Raw genomic sequence first — 16,794 nt, forward strand, 5'->3', positions numbered from 1 at the left:
AAAAATAAACAAATTGCTTAATGTTTATTTAATTTTGAAATGATATTATTTTCCTATGTAGCAATTAGAGAAAATAGTTACTCCTAAGGTTAAAAATCACTCCCTGTTTTTTCGATTGCTACACCATTTTTCTCAGACCACCATTCATCTTAAATCTGAAAAATGCTAGTGATATCAGTCCGTTATATAAAGCTTGTTGCCATTTGCGTCAAAAATGATCATTCCCACAAAGAGTGAAAATGACCTAATTGGGTTGGCTATTTTGCCGTTGGGGGAGGTTGCGTCTCTTGATGCTCTTGTGGAGAAGGGGGTTCATTAGAAATGGTTTTGCGATTACAAAAAAATCCTTGCGAATTCGTTCCAGACGGCTGAAAGCGTTTTGGAATAATTGAACTTAAAGGCTCAGTGCCTAAGGCTGTACCCATTACAGCCACGGTCGAAAAGACCCCTCCAGTAAGGAGTGAGCGAATAAATACTTGCTTAGCGGAATTGGCTAAAAAGCTTGATATCGCTTCTTGGGGATTTTGCATGACAGTTGTTGCTATTTTCTTGAACATAGTAGCAGTACTGTCGATTTTCAATTGACCGTTAGTGACTGTGGCATTCACCAACGTATAATCTTTAAATACGGCAAACGGATAAGAAATAATTCCTGCACACATTCCACTGGCAGCGCCTGCTACTAAATGCCGTACTTTGCCGTCTTCGAACGGTAGCCTTTTAGCGAGTTCATCTTCGAGAACACACAGGGCCCCATAATTAGTTATTCCTGCAACAATTTCTGCAGGAGCTCCTCCAAGAAAGAGCTGACGAAGGTTATTTCTTGACCACCATTTGAACTCTGGGGGTAAAAGATTGGGTGTTTTTTTCAATTGTGAAAGGGATTTGGGGATTTGTGTAATAACATAATCGCCCACTGCAGCGGACATGACATAGCCCGCTTTGTTAAATTGAATTCCGGGTATATTCTCTTCAGAGGCGGTATTTTCCTTAACTTCAGTGGGTCTATTGTTTCGGGTGGTGGTCACATAAGCTGTTCGGGCTGCCGAGCCTGTTAACGATGAGAAAGTCCCTTTATACAGCTCACGGAGAGCTGATAATATTCCAATTGAACTCATGGAATATTGGGGCAAAGTCCCCTGCATCGTGAGATGGGTAAGTATTGTTCTAATGGGGCTTTGAAATAGCACCACTGTCCCACAAGTTGTTCCGGTGACGACTGTAAAGTTAAGTATTTTCCACAGTGAAGGGCTTAATTGATAACTTGCTGTTGGGCCACTTACTGGCATTGAAGTGTTCGGAGAAATGGGTTGAGTGGTTGTAGTATTGGAATCGGTTTTTGTTTTCATGCCTTTACTGTTTTGTTAATTCAAATTCGGCAGAGAATATAGCTGGCAAATGTTAAGAAAATATTAAAGATAAATGATTTTTTTAAACATAGATTAAATTCTGGTCAATAAGGTATATTTAGTGGCGATGATAAGATAGAATAAAATTGAAAATAAAAATGTTGTTAAGGAAAATTTGTGCTTAGAGGATTTAGACTGCTTCTCAAAGAAACAACGATTCAGACGACTTTAGTTGTCGCTTCCAATGGAGTGGCGTTAGGAGCATACAGTGCCACTAGCGCTCTGGTTGGTTTTTTTAAAAAGCGACCGAATGAGTTTTCGCGGCCTCAAACACTGTTAGATACACCAGAAAAAGAGGGCTCGAAGCTTATAGAATCCCCTTCCTTTTAAGGCTTCATTCAAAATTTTAATCCCAAAAAAGTCTGCTAAAGAGTTGACTAATTGTTGTTTTTTAGTTGATATTAAGTCTTTAGACTACATAAAAAAATAATGAAATATTTGGTGCTTCTGGCTCTTTCCTCCTTTTTATGCACAGGTACTTTTGCAGAAAAAGTCAATCTAAATCTTCCTGCACGCCTATTGGCTTCGGGAACAACAGGGACCACAACTGGATTTAATGGCGACTTTATGTGGCCTCTTTATACCAATCAACGCGGATTTATTTACACGAATGCTCAGTCAAAATACATGCGCGATCAGAGTTGGTTTACGGGAATTAGCGCAGGGACACGTCAAGTTTTAAATGCTCAGCATGTTCTGGGTGCTTATTTATTTTTTGATACCAACACGACAAAGAACAAAAAAAATTATTGGTCAATTAATCCGGGGATAGAAGGAATTTATTCTCATTGGGATTGGCATGTGAACGGTTATCTGCCTGCGAATAAACGCCATTCAGCCTTAAAAAGTGCATGGGCCGATGAGTTGGGTGATGTTCGCTATGTGAAATTTTCGGGGCATAAACAATTTGATCATTTGTTCGTGGACACGGAGATTGCTGGAAAAGGTGTAGATGCAGAATTAGGTTACTTATTCTCAGAAAACCAACTGCGCCTTGCTTTAGGAGGGTATTATTTTGATTTTCATGACTTAGGTCATATGAATGGGATTATAGGGACCGTTGAGTATCCATTAAATCAACGGATTACGCTTTTATTACAGGATTCCTATGACAATGTGCGTCGTAATACGTGTATGTTTTCAGTGCGCTTACGCTTTGGAGAGATACCCTCTACCCGAGGAATAGAGACTCGTCTTTTAGAGCCCATTCGACGAAATCTGGCAACAATCGACAATGGAACAAGTATTCCCAATGAAAGAGGGTGGCTGGATAATGGGCAATCTTTAGTTGAGAAAGATCATCTTTGGTTTTTTAAACCTGGCGGCGAGCGTTATCTCGTAACGAAAGAATTAGAAAATTGCACCGCTGAACACCCCTGTGACAATACACAGCTAACGCAAGCCGTAGTGGATAATATCAGTGCGTTAGATCCAACGAGTGATCTTTATCTCGCTTCAGGGATTTATGTATTAGATCCCGGAGCTAGTGAGCGAATTAGTATGAATCCTGGGCAGGCTATTGAAGGGCGAGAGGATGGATACCTTTTACCAGCTCTAGAGGACAAATTTAAACCTCTGCTCATTGGGGGACTTGACATGAATGGCGATAACCTTCTAGCAGATGTGGCTATCGATAAGTCCGTCGATGAGAATCTATTCCGCTCATTCACTGCTGAATTCTCTCCTAGTAACGTTCCTCAATCGAGTCAGACCGTTGCATTAACTATCCGCAGAAATAATCATATTATTCGCGAAATTACTATCGGTAGGCCAAATGATTCGAATGGGTATATTACTGGCATTTCCGTCGCAGGAGCAAGAGAAGCAGGGATAGCTTTTACTCGGATTTTTGTGGGAAATAATAATGTCAGAAAGCTAACAGGTGTTGAAGTCACGCGAATGGGCAGTGTCGATATTGATGGTTCGTTTATTACTGTACGGGCAAACAGTGACCCAAACAGCGCAGCACAAACGATTGCAACAGGAGTCGAGGTTAACAGCAATAGCACACTATGGTTCTTGCGCAGTGAATTGGATATAGGAGGCAATTTTGCTAATCAATCTAGCCTGGCCAGTGATGTAACAGCGCAGGGCATTTGGGTAAAAGATTTTTCTCGAAGTATCGTGAATCGCTCCGCATTTTTTATTAAGGCAACGAATGCAAATAGACAGTTAGGTTTAAATGCTTCCGCTACAGCGATTGGTATAAACAATGCCACTAATCCTGGGTTGATAAATCCTGCGGTAAGTGCGGTAGATAATAATATTGGCGAAAGAGGAGGATTTAATGTGGAATCCATTGCTTCTTTTGGTGTCGCGAGCGCTTGGGGCATTCTTCAGCCTGTGAATGCCAGTTCGATAGTTCAAAGGAATAATCGCTTTAATGTTAGAAGAACAGGTACGCGTCAAGTGGGACAAAATGTCGGTCCTTAGGTCTCTACTCGCATGAAAGAATTTTAAGAGATGCTCCTTTTTGTTGGCTCAATCAAAAAAGAGAGCCATTAACCCCAAAAGGATGCTCTATACTTCTATTAAAGTTCAAATGGAGTTTCGCAATGGGCACAAAAAGTTATTTAAATCCTCAGCCTTCTGCTGTTGAAAGGGAAAATAAACATTGTGTAAAACCAAAACCCACTAATTTAGAAGGCTCTGAGTTTGAAAAAAGTGATAAAGAGAAAAAAGAAAGAGTTATTCGCAGAGGCTATAAAACCATCGATTAAAACGTTATATCCGTTAATAACGAAAAAGCCATTATTCGCCCGCTTGGCGACACTCGTGTTTAGCATTTTCTTCGCATGCTTGCATACAATGATTACCGTTGGCTTTTTCACAGGTCGTCAAACATTGATTAACGCGTTGCTGCTCGCATAATTGCTGATCGTTTTGCTGATCTTGAATCTCTTCGGTAGTCATCTCTGCTGCCCAAGATGAAAGAGCGAATAACAAAAGCAGCAAACGGATAACGAATTTACCCATAATCCGATTCCTTTTCGTTATTTGAGTGTTATTAAAGTATAGGACTGGGCAAAAATTTTATTCATTATCGCGTGGAATTAGGATATACAAATCATCGGTGCACAATCATCCGGCTCAGATTTATTATCACGAGAATCAAGGGGCTTAGTAGGAACACACGCAAAAGCGCCAGGTCTAAATATAGTAGGATTATAGGCATTTCTAAATTGTGGATTTCCTGTTTCAGCATTTCTGAGAGCGATAAGTTGTTCTCGTGTATAGGCGATTCTAGAGCGCATGATTTTACCTAATGAGTTGAAAAAGGGTTAAGGTATCAAAAAAAATTGCAAGTTAAAAGGAAAAATTGCAAAAAATTAAAACATTTCTTCATCCCATAGGCTTAATTGTGTAAATCCGACGGATTCTTTTTTTCTAAATTTATCCAGTGCTAATTCAGTCGATGGGAGGGTATTGAGATTAAATCGCTTACACGCCAAACGAAACCGCGTCGCTAATAAATTTGCATATTCTCCTTCCCCACGCATTCGCTTACCAAAGGTAGAATCATAGTCTTTTCCTCCTCGCATTTGGCGAATAATGCTCATGATGTGTTCGGCCCTTTGTGGAAAATGTTGCGTGAGCCATTCTTTAAATAAATCTTTGACTTCATGAGGTAAGCGAATGAGTACATAACTGGCATGTCGAGCACCTGCTTCGCTTGCTGCTTGCAGAATTTTTTCCAATTCCATGTCATTAACCATAGGTATCACAGGTGCTGTCATAACGCGAACAGGAATTTGATTTTCAGATAAGTGTTTGATTGTTCGTAATCGACCTGCAGGCGTCGTTGTGCGAGGTTCCATAATGTGTTTAAGCTGTGGCGAAAGGGTGGTAAGGCTAACAGCAACTTTTACTAAATTTTGCTGAGCCATGGATACTAGAAGATCGAGGTCACGCTCTATTAATGCATTTTTAGTGATGATGGATACAGGATGTTGATACTGATGTAAGACTTCTAAAAGGCTACGGGTCACTTTGAGTTTGGCTTCAGCAGGTTGATAAGGATCTGTGTTTGCTCCCAAAACGATGGGTTTACACACATAACGAGGCTTATTGAGTTCTTTTTCCAACAGATTGGCAGCATCAGCCTTATAAAAAATTTTTGTCTCAAAATCCAAGCCAGGAGATAAATTCAGGTAAGCATGACTTGGTCTTGCGTAGCAATAGATGCATCCGTGTTCACAGCCTCTATAGGGATTAATCGATTGCTCGAAGCCCAAATCCGGAGAGTCGTTGTGGCTGATAATCGTTTTTGCTTTTTCAACCCATAATTCAGTCATTAAAGGAGGAAGTATTTCTTCCTCAATAGGCCAACCATCATCAACATTTTCATGTTGAGTGATTTCAAAGCGACCTTCAGGATTACTCAGTGCTCCACGGTTTTTTATCGTTTGATTGGGTTTCATAATGCATTTTAAATTTCGTAGAGATTCATTTTACCATAATAAAGCATAGTCGCTTTGTTTAAATTTAGATCCATTGTATAGTCGAAATAAAAAGGTTAAAAATGAAAGAAATTATTCAACGAACGCCTTGGTCTTTAAGCAAAGAAATAAGTGAAAATTTCAGTAGGTTATGCATGATGCGTTTCACCGATACCTCATTTGTTTACGGTGAAGAGCGACTAAGCATCACGCATTATGTGAGTAGCCCCTCCGCGTGGGCCCAAGAATTCCTAGAGAATTTATTTATAGGAAGCGTGTATTCTTTATACGGTCACTACGATAGAGGGGACGAGTACCCTAAGTATGACTTAATTATCGATCTTTCCGAGTTTAGAAAAAACAATCAATTCATCCAGTTGGATAGTCATCACCATACGATTACCATTGAAGACAATGGAATGAATTTTCCAGAATTGGTGGAGCAAATCCGTTCTCAAGACATTTTTAAAAAAATAAATCAAGCAAGAGAAGCTAGGAAAAAAGTTTTAATTAATTGCCAAATGGGAATGTCACGAAGTGCCACTTTGGCTATTCTTTATATGATGGAGACTTATGGGGTCAGCCTTGTGCAGGCCTATCGCTATTTGCAAAGGTATCGTCCTATTGTAGAGCCTAATCCAGGTTATTTTGCTGCCCTGCATGACCATGAAGCTAATTTAACTGTCGAACCTCCGCCTTTTGAAGCAGCAAAATCTTGGCTCAACGAATTCGTAAGCAATCCTGATCTTTTGCGTGTCGAAGAAAAGGAAGATAGCGTCATTCTAAGGGTAACGAGAGAAACGGGCGAATTGGGTAGCGCATTTATTGATCTTATTTCTTTTCTAAGAATGAACCACATTTCCGTGACCTTATTGAATTGTGATGGACGAATCGGTGAAGTTTGTATCAGTTCAACTGGTTATAAGACGCTTCAAACGCTTTTAGAAAATAAAATCATAGGCGTGGAAAAATTGAATGAAGAAACCTGTGAATATGTGATGCTTGCAATGAATGAGGCCTGTGACAGTTTGAATTTTCAGGTAAGTAACAGTGAGCAAAAGGAAGCAGAGTTAACCAAATTACGGCTTCAATTGAGTGAACATCATAAAAATAAGCAATGGGATGAAGCTTTTGAATCAGTCATGTGTTTCATCGTGTACGCCTCCAAACCTACAAACGGTTTGAATTTCTATAAAACGGATTTTGGCCAAACGCCTCCAGCTTCTATTTTTTATCAATCGCTTGAGAGAGCTGGATTAATCGATTTAGTTGCTGTCATTAAGCATAACGTTGAATGTCGGCTAAAAGAGCAGGAGGTGTCTGTCCGTTTAGAGCTTTAGACACAACAAATTTGAAAGAACTCCATCGTTAAACTAGTATTAAATACAAGGCCATAATGAATAAACTTAAAGATCTCATCTTTTGTCCATAAGGAACTTAAAGCAATATAAGGATATTTATCATGACAATCGAAAATGAAACTGTTTCCACAACGCTGAATGTTGGAAACTTCAATGCAGCTAAGCGCATCTCCTGGACAGCCATTTTTACAGGTGCCATTGTGGGAGTGGGTTTGAGTTTTCTTTTAGGGCTTTTAGGTGCTGCAATAGGTCTTAGCATGGTCAATATGGGCGCTAATAGAATGGGTATGGTGGCTTTAAGTGGCTCTATTGGCGTTTTAATTAGCATTATTATTTCCATGTTAGTTGCAGGGTATACTGCTGGCTATTTAGGTCGATTGTACTGTCCTCGCCGGAATTTGGGTGTCCTGTATGGCTTTACGACCTGGGCAATCATTTTAATACTCAGCGCTGTACTCACAACCCACATGAGTGCTTACGTCTCTACTTATTCTAATCCTGCATCACCCCCAATAGTGAATACAACAGGTTCTTCGCAATCCTCTGTAGCTCCTCAGGAAACAACAGCTTCAGTAACCAACCCTCAATCAACTTCGAAAGGAGCGAGCAATTCAACGGCTAATCCAACCAATGCGCCATCCAACACAGCGACGGCTTCTCCATTAACCGTGCAGCCAAGTGCCTTAACAACAGAAGGAAGCCAAGTGATCGTAGTGCGCACCTCTTCTAGCGCCTTAGTTTGGGGAGCGTTTCTTGTGTTTGGTTTCTTCTTTATTGGTGCGCTTTTCTGTTGTCTAGGTGCTAAATGGGGAATGCACTGCAAACGAGAAAATTAAAACTAAGCTGATCAAATTTCTGTAACAGAAGTGTTTTTGACTTTGCTCTGCTCCCAAGGTTAACCGAGGGAGCAGGGTAAAAGAGGGAAGCTGTAACAGTCATCCATTCTACCTCTTGAATCGATATCCACGCACATGGACAACCGCAAGAGTTCCACACGAAATTAAAACCTTTGAGTATCGCGCTTTACGCGCGATATCTTAAGGCGATGAGCTTCTCGTAACGACTTATTTTTTACTGTTTTTCGCCTTTCTCATGTCATTCTGGGATTTGGTTTTTATTGTTTTTGTTTCATTTTTAGAGGGACTTCTTAGCGCCATTTGTGCGGTTGATCGAGCTATATCAAGAGGATCCATATCGGTAGAAGGAGAGAATAAGGATTTAGTGGCATTTCCTAGCGCTATATCCGGTGTTGATAGTGCTGTAGTAGCGGATTTCAAATAATTCATTCCCTGTTGAAGATTAGAAAAAGCCGGATTTTGTTCCAGTAATATTTTTGAAAAAATATCGAAAGATTTTCTCGCGTATTCCATGAAAAGAAGGTTATTTTTTAGCGCCAATTTGACCTGATTTTCGAGCAGCTTTTCCGGTTTATTAATGAAGTCCATTATTTCAATTTGATACATATTTTGCATTATTTGAAGGTTAAGTTGCATCAAGGATTGAAGCGCGGATGAGAGATTTTCAGTATTATTTTCATTCCTTTGATTAGGCATAATGTTATCCTTGCATTATAAAGTATACTATAAACTATAGATGAGAATAATTAATTTACCAACCATAAAATATTTCATTGTTATGAATACGTAAGTATAAAAAGGAGATTAATAATGAACAAATTAAATGGATTAAAAATAGCAATTTTAGCAGCTAATGGTTTCGAAGAAGTTGAACTGGAAAAGCCACGAAAAGCGTTGCAAAAAGAAGGTGCTGAAACTTTTCTAATTTCTCCAGAAAAGGAATTTGTCCAAGGGTGGAATCACTTGGAAGTAGGGGATACCTTTACAGTCGATGTGCCATTAAAAGAAGCCAGTGCTGAAGATTATGATGCTTTATTGTTACCAGGTGGAGTGATAAACCCAGACAAATTACGAACGATTCCTGAAGCCATTAATTTTGTGAAGGAAATAAATGATAAAAGAAAACCGATTGCTGCAATATGTCATGGCCCTTGGTTATTAATTAATGCTGATGCTGTAAAAAATCATAAGGTTACGTCATGGTTATCCATTAAAATTGATCTCATCAATGCGGGGGCAAAATGGGTAGATGAACCTGTTGTTTTGGATGAAAATCTAGTCACTAGTCGTAAACCGGACGATATCCCTTTCTTCAATGAAGGAATGATTAATTTATTTAAATCATGGAAAGAAGAACATCATTTAGGGTAATGAGTTGTTCGCTGAAAGTGATTGGTTTGAATTTACTTTGTCACCACTCCATTACTTGCGAAGCATTAGTGTATAATTTATCAATAAGGGCTGTTTTCAAAGACGCTGGACCTTGTGCTCTGCAAGTGACGGAACCAACACAATTTCCGTAGAATCCAATGGCTGATCGAGCTGCTGTAAACCTGTCGCTTTCAACGGTATGAAAGGCACCAATAATAGCAGAAAGAAGACTGTCGATGCCTGCTACTTTTTGTAGCAAAGAGGAGTCAAAATTGAATTTATCCATCTTATTTCCATCGATAACGGTGTTAAATTTTCCGCTGACTATTAAGGCAATATTGTATTTTTCCGATAATTTTTTCGCGTTTTCTATGACTAAATTATCATCCGAAATTTTCTGATTAGGAACCGTAATTTTCTCAGTTAAAAGGCTTGCAAGTTCGTTTGAATAGCCCCGCACAACCGAAATGTTATGATTTTTAATAAAATTCAGTGCAACATCCGTTCGATAACGACTTACACCCGCACCAACAGGGTCGAGGACGATCGGCTTGCTACTTGCATTTGCACTTTGACAAATGCGATTGCAGAGCTCAACAAAACTATCGTCCAGTTTACCCAAATTGATTACAACCGCACGCGCTAAATCAAGAAGTTCATCAATTTCTTGTTCGGCGTTGCTCATTAATGGAAATACACCGATGCTGCGTAATCCACTTGCAATCAGATCCATGGGATAGTAATTAATAATATTCAATAAGAAGGGTTTTTCTTGTTGAATCTTCATTAAAATTGTTTTGGCTTTATTGCTCATTATTACAATCCTAACCAGCGAATAAATTCATTTGTTGCTCGAAGCCTAATGGATGGTTTGGCTTCAAAATCCACGGTATAACTTTTTACGGAGGCCAGGTTTTGTGAGGGCTCTATATTGAGTCTGACTTCTTTTATTTTTCCTAAATCAACAATGTGCATTTCTGTTGCGTAATACCCTCGTACCATTTTAACGACTGGGATAACAAAATACACAGTATTGAGTGCCTCTTTGTTATTATTAATGATTAGATTTTCAAGTTCTGTATTACTCAGCGCAATGTATTCCATGTTGTTAATTTGACGTCGAAGCATTCGACCTAAAGGTGCTTTAGTATGAAATACACGCTCATAATCAACCGCTGCCATGACAAGGATTGGTTCGGTACCTAAATTTTTGCTATTAATATTGGCAAAAAGAACCGGTTCTCTTTGCTCCTGTTCTGCCGATTTGATTTCTGTATCGACAACTGCAGCATATCGAGTAGGCGACAGATTATCACAATTGAGGAATTTTGATTTAAGGAACCATTTGTCACTTGGGTAATAAATGACAAACAACGAATCGCCTTTAATCGTATTAATAATGGCTGAGGTAAGAGCAAGAGGTAGTGCAGGACATCCCCAGCTGCGGCCTGCTCTGCCGTATTTTTTGATGAAATCTTCACTTACATACCATCCGCCATGCATTACGACAGATCGATTAGAGGCATTATCATTAAAGCCAGCATCAAGCCCATCCAATTTTAAAGAAAGACCATCGCGGCCGTAGTAAGTATCTTCAGTTTTGTACACTCCGATACTGCTTGATTTGCTGTTGTATTTGTTTGAGAAACTTGTTGATAGTAGGGTTCCCGATTTAATACCGTGCGAGACATAGGTATGGAACAGCAGTTTTTTTTCATATAAATCAAACACCCACAATCGCTTTTCACTGGAAGGCAGTGAATAGTCGATAATGGTTAAAATATTGTTATGAATGACATTGTATTCATTGGCACACTTTAACGTTTTTAATACTTTCTCGATGACAGGGGTATTTAATGTACTTGCCATAAGCATGTTGGCTATTTCTGCCATGGTTTTATTGGTTGTTTGGGGAGAAATAAGCTCAGGGCTAATCATCGCTATTATTTTTATAATTCTATCGCTATCTTTATCAGTTACCGCCTTTTCGTGCAAATGTTTATGAGTGGACAGAGAAAAACAGGTCGAAGTAACTGCTAACATCCATAGCAGAGCTTTTCTCATGATATTTCCTTGATCGTGTTACTATGGGATTGCTTATATAAGGTATAGCTCAAATTTGCACAAATAGGCTATTTTGTGATGAATTGGAAATAAAAAATTCTATAGGATCGAATTGCAGTAGTTGACACTCAGTGGCGCTATGCGCCACTGAAGTTTAGAATTAGTCTTTCTTTTTCTCCATAGCGCGGATAACTTCGCCCACATATTCATATTTTATGGTAGAAATCTCAGTTTCTATGGCGAGATCAACTTTATATAATCCATTGTTAATTGCTTCGACAATCAATCGACAAGTTTTATCTTGATCATTCCACTCGGTATAGGAAGGATCAAAGCTAAGTCCTAATACTTGATGATTACCATCCACTTTCGCTTTAACCAGTGCTCCAGTTGAAAATCCTTCTACGGTTAAAAACTCGAGATCTTCCAATTTTGCCGCGATGGCATGCTCCATTTGGGCACTCTTTACCCTGATTGCTTTAGCAGTATGGGCTCCAAGGGCTTTTATGATATTCTCATCCACTATAACCCCAGCTGAATTTTTCATGAGATAATCTCCTATGAAAATTTATTTCACCGTTAATGAACGGAAAAAGACTATGAATTTGAGGGCGGCTTAGTTTGGTGTTCTTCCGTTTTTTCCTTTTCGGTCTGCAGTAGTCCATGTTTAGCCAGTATCTTCGGTAATGTAGAAGTCATCTGAACATTCACCACCGGATTATTACTCACTCCTCGCCCAAAATTATCCAGTGCAACTTTTGTCGCAACGTCTGCGATTGATTTAATATCATCGCTCTTTTTCTTTTCATCGCCACCTACTCTTGCATCAATGATTTGAACAAGAGAGCCTGTTCCATAAATCCCAGCAGAATAACAATTAGAGGTGTACATGGTGCAATGTTGAGGTTTGCAAATCGTTTCATTAATATCCTCAATCCATTTTTTTGCCTCTAACCCAGAGATCACCACTGATCCAGAGCTAGCTGGCCGTTCCTCAGTCACCTTTCTTAATGCAAAGGAAGAGTGAAAAAAAGGAGATTTTTTGTTAGTCTCTTTCGCAAAGGCTTGCTTTCTCGCAAAGCTTACCTCGAATTGCTCATCATCTTCGATCTTATGGAGTTCTTTACCAATCATTTGTTCCGGTTTAATTACCACTTTGGGTGCTTTAGGATCTTGAGTGAATGGCACGGTTTCAAAATCGCTACCAGGGAGCAACTCGTAATGCTTCTCATTATCCATATGAGTGCCTAAACCTTGAATCAATAGCGGGCTTTGCTTGATTTTGTCAAAAAGATGATGCTTGGGATTTTTTTGGGGATCGCGCACATAGCCTGGACTCTGTCGACCAACAACAAACCATTCCTTTTTATCAGCGACAACGACAGGTCTTTCTGGGAGTTCTTGGGTTGGAGAGAAATCCTCCATTTTTTTGTGAAATTCTTTATATTCAACGGCTTGCTGTGTCAAATAAGCCGCCCCCGCTCCAATCGTACCTGTTAATACTGGTTTAATAAATATACCTAATCTAGACCACACGATGACCACCTCTAAAAGTTACTAATTTAAACTAAGTATACTAATTAAACATTAAGGATTTATTATATTCATGATTAATATATAAATAACATTAAGATTTTTTTTTTGATAATAATTTATGAAAAAATTTATATATTTTTTAATCGGATGGGCAAATAAGAGTCGGATAAAAATAAAAGAAACCAATTTATAAAATTTAATTTAAAATTGACTGGATAATTATCTTTCATCGATTTTATAAATGAGTTAGAATTAACCAGAAATAAAAAAAATTTACACCTTTGATAAAAAAGCCTGCTCTTTGCCTAAAACGAAAGAGAGGAATGGCGTAATTCACGGTAATGAATGTCGGTTGAGCTTGACTCAAGAAAAGTTAATAGTTACGCAAAGTACAATGTTGGGCCAAGCCCAAATGGCTTTTACAAGTCTACTATTAGTTTAGTTAAGGAAAATGGAATGGTACAAATACGTTCAGTGATATCTTTTTTCAGTCCTAGGGAGAAGACAAGCCATAGTGCAGAAGCTTCTTTAAAACAAAAATCATCAGCGAGCGGTTATGTAGCGGATCCCATTACGGTGGATCCTAATAAAATGTGCTCTTTAGACTCTTTGAAAGAAGGGGCTACGGAGAACGCTGTTTATGAATTGATGTTTGCAACCAAGGCAGGTTTGCCTCTTCCAAATTTTCCAGTCAGCCATTCAGCCATTGCATTGCGTGATGATAAAGACCGTTTTGCTGTGTATGGTCGGCAAAGCCCCTATAATTTCACAATGTGGTTGGATAAAGGGTTTAAGATCCGCACAAAGAAAGATAATGAAATGCCTTATTTAAATAAAGGGTTTAATTTTACTGCTTACCCTACGGGCGTATTTTTTAGCAAAGAAGAAATGGAGTACTGCTTGAATGAGGCTGATCGCTTAATCAATGAAAAACAGTCTTGTAATATGGTTAATTCGAATTGCTATTCTTATTCAGTCACTGTAATGGCTTTAGCGATTCAACAATTGCTTGAACGTCCCATCTTGGATTCTGCGGCAATAAGCCGAATTATTTCCGTTATGGAAGGGCATCCATTATCGGATCATTGCGCTTTTGGTGTTTTTAATAATCCAGTTGTTGTTGATAAACTAGTTTCTGTTAATAAGCAAATTCAAGCTCGACTTGGCGCTATTGATAATAAATCCGAGGAAGATTTTTCTTTAGTTAAACAAAGTTTGGCTTTAAGCAAGAAAATAGAGGAAGAGGCGCCTAAGCTCAGAATTCTTTCTGCTTTGAGTTAAAATGCTACTAAAAGGTTACAAGAAAAAGAGTTAAAGACAACTTATTTGATTTGTTTTAATTCTAATTGTTAATATTTCGATCAATTTGGATTGACTAAACGTCTTTTATATGTAAGAATGCATCACACTAAATTCTGGTCTGCAAATCAATAATTCTAATGAGGAACCAATTTAGGTTTTAAACATTATTTTTAGAAATATGGAATCCGCAAGGAAAATTTGAAAAGTCTAAAGTAAGGAGTAGGAAACGTGCCAGGAGCAGAGTTAAAAGCAGCTGCGGGTCTAGCATTCACCATGTTAGGTAAAAGGTCTCCAATAACCAAAATTCAACCTGCAATAGGAAAAGGTTTTTCTTTTTTTAAGCGATCCTTTTCAAATGAAGCGTCATCCACAGCAAGTATTAAACCCGATATTAAACCTCCTATTGTTGTTCCTCGTGAAAAAATGCAATCATTGGAACATTGCTCAGATAATCATCATTTAGAGCTCATGTTTGCAACGAAAGAAGGATTACCTATTCGTCATTTCCCGATCAACCATTCAGCGGCAGCATTTCATGATCCCAGTAAGGATCGCTTTGCCATCTATGGACGACAAAGCCCATGGGATTTCTATAATTGGTTACGTGATGGCATTACTTTTCGCACTAAGATGGATAATGAAGCGAAATACCTGCATCCCAAGTTTCAATTTAAAGCACACCCAACAGGCGTTTTCTTATCTAAAGAAGAGGTTAATGGACTTCTTAGGAAAGCGGATGAACTCATTAATAAACCGCAGACTTGTAACATGGTTACTTCCAATTGTTATTCTGCTTCGACTACTATAATGGCTCTGGCAATAGACACTTTACTAAAAAGGCCAAAATTCAATGCAGAAGAGGTCCATAGACTCTTAACTGTGATGAGTGACCACCCTTTAGAAGATCATTTTTCTATAGGGGTGAAAAATAACATGACTGTAATGAGCACGCTAAAAACGGTTATTTCTTCAGTAAAAGAGCACACTGCCGCTATCCCTAATCCCTCTCCTGCAGAAAAAGCGTTACATCAAAAAACAATTGAACTACTTGATCATCTATTTGAAGAAAATCTGGCAGAAACTTTTCGTCATAGAGATATTTTAGGGTTTTAATCGGATTTAATAATGTCATCATTCTTCATGTAAGTTGGGCCAGGCCCAACTTACTTTGGAAGGGTGCATTATTCAAGTCAAAGAGTCTACGTTCCTGTGGGATTAACCACCTGCCCTATAAAAAGAATAATGCCTGATTTTGTATCAAATAAAACCAGTAAAAAAGGATGATTGGCATTAAATTGAATAACGGGTTGAGGAAATGCCGCGGTGGCAGTCATTATTGTCGCTGTTGCGGCCGCAGCGACTGTGCCTTTTTCATCTACTTCAATGATTGCCTTTTGTAAAATCGCAGAAATACTGAGCGGCGATTTTGTCATTCTAGAAAAATTGGCTTGATCCGTAAACGCATCTTTTAATCCCATTTTTTGAAGAGAAGTATTTAATGCATTGAAAGTTGACTCGAGTTTAAAGCGCGGAATATTGACTTGTATTTTTTGCTCTGTAGAGGCATTAATGAGTTTTGAAAATGTATTTTGATCTAAATTTCTCAGCACTTGTTGTACGGTGTAACTTCCTTTTGGGAGCAAAATGGCCAGTCTAATAGCGCTGTTTTTATAGCCTAATTGCAATATTTGCAAATGAGCATCTTCCTTGTAAAGAAACCGATCCTCTTGCTTCATCATCGGTGTTTGCACAGAAGTCCCATTCTCAAGAAGAAAAAGTGCTGTCGCCGTATCTTTAGGTTGAAAAGGCAAGGCCCATAATCCATTGAAGTAAATGGCATTGACCAAGATTAATTTGGTATCCTCTGAAATGACGCCTTGAGGTATAAGGTGCTGGATGTAATTATTTGTTTTCTTTTCAACCCAATTATTGATGGTGTTTCGCGCTTTTTCAGGTAGATTTTTAAAATCAGCTTGGTGAAATTGAGTGATTTTGGCTTGTTGTAAAGCGGTAAGAAACGCTGGAATATAAGAAAAACTACGGTCTGCCCAAAGCGCGTTTGCAATTAAGAGCACCGAGTTATTGTCATCGCTTTTACAATAAGCATCTCTCGGACAGGCATTCGATCCTAACAAATTGGCGTCAATCGCCTCTAAATTAAACTTATTTCCATTGTCTTCATTAAAATGAAGAAGCTTAGCGAGTTGTTGTTGCGTAGTACCCTGGGCACCATTCAGTAAAATAACTAAAAGGGAGGAAAGACTGTACGGTGAAAGGATGATATTTTGGTTCGGTTGTGTCACCTGTTTATAGAGATCAAATGCAAATTCGTTGAGTGCTTCTTTTTGTGTGTTGTACACCGTTGTTGTGTTGCTGTGCGTTTGTAAGGGGAAATTGAGAAAGAAAATAATAAATGATGTAACCATCCATTTCCGTGTCATGAGAGTCATCATCT

General features: G+C 38.7%; 18 protein-coding genes. 8 read left to right on the forward strand and 10 right to left on the reverse strand.

Features of this window, described 5'->3' with window-relative positions:
- Positions 1 to 257: 257 nt before the first annotated feature.
- A complete protein-coding gene (locus B5D33_RS04720; RefSeq protein WP_058452910.1) occupies positions 258 to 1,349 on the reverse strand; it encodes a hypothetical protein in 1,092 nt (363 codons plus the stop codon).
- A gap of 177 nt (positions 1,350 to 1,526) precedes the next feature.
- Here B5D33_RS04720 and B5D33_RS04725 point away from each other — a divergent pair, with 177 nt between their 5' ends.
- From B5D33_RS04725 to B5D33_RS16555, 3 genes are all read left to right on the forward strand, one after another.
- Complete coding sequence (locus B5D33_RS04725) at positions 1,527 to 1,739, forward strand: hypothetical protein (RefSeq protein WP_058452911.1); 213 nt, start codon at positions 1,527 to 1,529, stop codon at positions 1,737 to 1,739.
- A gap of 99 nt (positions 1,740 to 1,838) precedes the next feature.
- Positions 1,839 to 3,842, forward strand: coding sequence for a hypothetical protein (locus B5D33_RS04730; RefSeq protein ID WP_133140972.1), 2,004 nt, complete (start codon positions 1,839 to 1,841; stop codon positions 3,840 to 3,842).
- A 122-nt stretch (positions 3,843 to 3,964) separates the two neighbouring features.
- On the forward strand, positions 3,965 to 4,129 hold the full coding sequence (locus tag B5D33_RS16555; protein ID WP_156415017.1) for a hypothetical protein: 165 nt from the start codon (positions 3,965 to 3,967) through the stop codon (positions 4,127 to 4,129).
- 31 nt (positions 4,130 to 4,160) lie between these two features.
- Here the strand turns inward: B5D33_RS16555 and B5D33_RS04735 are convergent, their stop codons facing one another.
- The 3 genes from B5D33_RS04735 to B5D33_RS04740 all read right to left on the reverse strand — a co-directional run bounded on the left by B5D33_RS04735 (position 4,161) and on the right by B5D33_RS04740 (position 5,830).
- On the reverse strand, positions 4,161 to 4,385 hold the full coding sequence (locus tag B5D33_RS04735) for a hypothetical protein (protein ID WP_058452913.1): 225 nt from the start codon (positions 4,383 to 4,385) through the stop codon (positions 4,161 to 4,163).
- A gap of 77 nt (positions 4,386 to 4,462) precedes the next feature.
- The gene (locus B5D33_RS16285) at positions 4,463 to 4,663 is read right to left on the reverse strand and encodes a hypothetical protein (RefSeq protein ID WP_133140971.1); all 201 of its coding nucleotides are present in this window, start codon (positions 4,661 to 4,663) and stop codon (positions 4,463 to 4,465) included.
- A 75-nt stretch (positions 4,664 to 4,738) separates the two neighbouring features.
- On the reverse strand, positions 4,739 to 5,830 hold the full coding sequence (locus B5D33_RS04740) for a PA0069 family radical SAM protein (protein WP_058452914.1): 1,092 nt from the start codon (positions 5,828 to 5,830) through the stop codon (positions 4,739 to 4,741).
- 101 nt (positions 5,831 to 5,931) lie between these two features.
- Here B5D33_RS04740 and B5D33_RS04745 point away from each other — a divergent pair, with 101 nt between their 5' ends.
- Together B5D33_RS04745 and B5D33_RS04750 are read left to right on the forward strand one after the other, a co-directional pair.
- A complete protein-coding gene (locus tag B5D33_RS04745; RefSeq protein ID WP_058452915.1) occupies positions 5,932 to 7,188 on the forward strand; it encodes a dual specificity protein phosphatase family protein in 1,257 nt (418 codons plus the stop codon).
- A gap of 122 nt (positions 7,189 to 7,310) precedes the next feature.
- Positions 7,311 to 8,045, forward strand: coding sequence for a superantigen-like protein SSL4 (locus B5D33_RS04750; RefSeq protein ID WP_058452916.1), 735 nt, complete (start codon positions 7,311 to 7,313; stop codon positions 8,043 to 8,045).
- A 228-nt stretch (positions 8,046 to 8,273) separates the two neighbouring features.
- On the opposite strand, the gene B5D33_RS04755 is transcribed toward B5D33_RS04750, so the two are convergent.
- Positions 8,274 to 8,762 (reverse strand): hypothetical protein, encoded by a 489-nt coding sequence (locus B5D33_RS04755; protein WP_058452917.1) that lies wholly within the window; start codon positions 8,760 to 8,762, stop codon positions 8,274 to 8,276.
- A gap of 114 nt (positions 8,763 to 8,876) precedes the next feature.
- Here B5D33_RS04755 and B5D33_RS04760 point away from each other — a divergent pair, with 114 nt between their 5' ends.
- On the forward strand, positions 8,877 to 9,437 hold the full coding sequence (locus B5D33_RS04760) for a type 1 glutamine amidotransferase domain-containing protein (RefSeq protein WP_058452918.1): 561 nt from the start codon (positions 8,877 to 8,879) through the stop codon (positions 9,435 to 9,437).
- A 40-nt stretch (positions 9,438 to 9,477) separates the two neighbouring features.
- Here B5D33_RS04760 and thiM read toward each other — a convergent pair whose 3' ends face one another.
- From thiM to B5D33_RS04780, 4 genes are all read right to left on the reverse strand, one after another.
- Positions 9,478 to 10,251, reverse strand: a complete 774-nt coding sequence (gene thiM, locus B5D33_RS04765; RefSeq protein ID WP_058452919.1) for a hydroxyethylthiazole kinase — start codon at positions 10,249 to 10,251, stop codon at positions 9,478 to 9,480.
- Between the two features lie 2 nt (positions 10,252 to 10,253).
- Positions 10,254 to 11,501, reverse strand: coding sequence for a murein L,D-transpeptidase catalytic domain family protein (locus B5D33_RS04770; protein WP_058452920.1), 1,248 nt, complete (start codon positions 11,499 to 11,501; stop codon positions 10,254 to 10,256).
- Positions 11,502 to 11,661: 160 nt separating this feature from the next.
- A complete protein-coding gene (locus tag B5D33_RS04775) occupies positions 11,662 to 12,048 on the reverse strand; it encodes a YbaB/EbfC family nucleoid-associated protein (RefSeq protein ID WP_058452921.1) in 387 nt (128 codons plus the stop codon).
- A gap of 50 nt (positions 12,049 to 12,098) precedes the next feature.
- Positions 12,099 to 13,037 (reverse strand): hypothetical protein, encoded by a 939-nt coding sequence (locus tag B5D33_RS04780; RefSeq protein WP_058452922.1) that lies wholly within the window; start codon positions 13,035 to 13,037, stop codon positions 12,099 to 12,101.
- Between the two features lie 456 nt (positions 13,038 to 13,493).
- On the opposite strand from B5D33_RS04780, the gene B5D33_RS04785 reads away from it, so the two are divergent.
- Both B5D33_RS04785 and B5D33_RS04790 read left to right on the forward strand, forming a co-directional pair.
- Positions 13,494 to 14,318 carry a hypothetical protein gene (locus B5D33_RS04785; protein WP_115304911.1) on the forward strand — a complete coding sequence of 275 codons (825 nt, stop codon included), beginning with the start codon at positions 13,494 to 13,496 and terminating at the stop codon, positions 14,316 to 14,318.
- 249 nt (positions 14,319 to 14,567) lie between these two features.
- Entirely contained in the window at positions 14,568 to 15,452 is an 885-nt protein-coding gene (locus tag B5D33_RS04790; protein WP_058452924.1) for a hypothetical protein, read from the forward strand.
- Between the two features lie 86 nt (positions 15,453 to 15,538).
- Here B5D33_RS04790 and B5D33_RS04795 read toward each other — a convergent pair whose 3' ends face one another.
- Complete coding sequence (locus tag B5D33_RS04795; RefSeq protein WP_058452925.1) at positions 15,539 to 16,792, reverse strand: serpin family protein; 1,254 nt, start codon at positions 16,790 to 16,792, stop codon at positions 15,539 to 15,541.
- Between the last annotated feature and the right edge of the window lie 2 nt (positions 16,793 to 16,794).

The organism is Legionella maceachernii (assembly GCF_900167045.1).
Taxonomy (GTDB): Bacteria; Pseudomonadota; Gammaproteobacteria; order Legionellales; family Legionellaceae; genus Tatlockia; species Tatlockia maceachernii.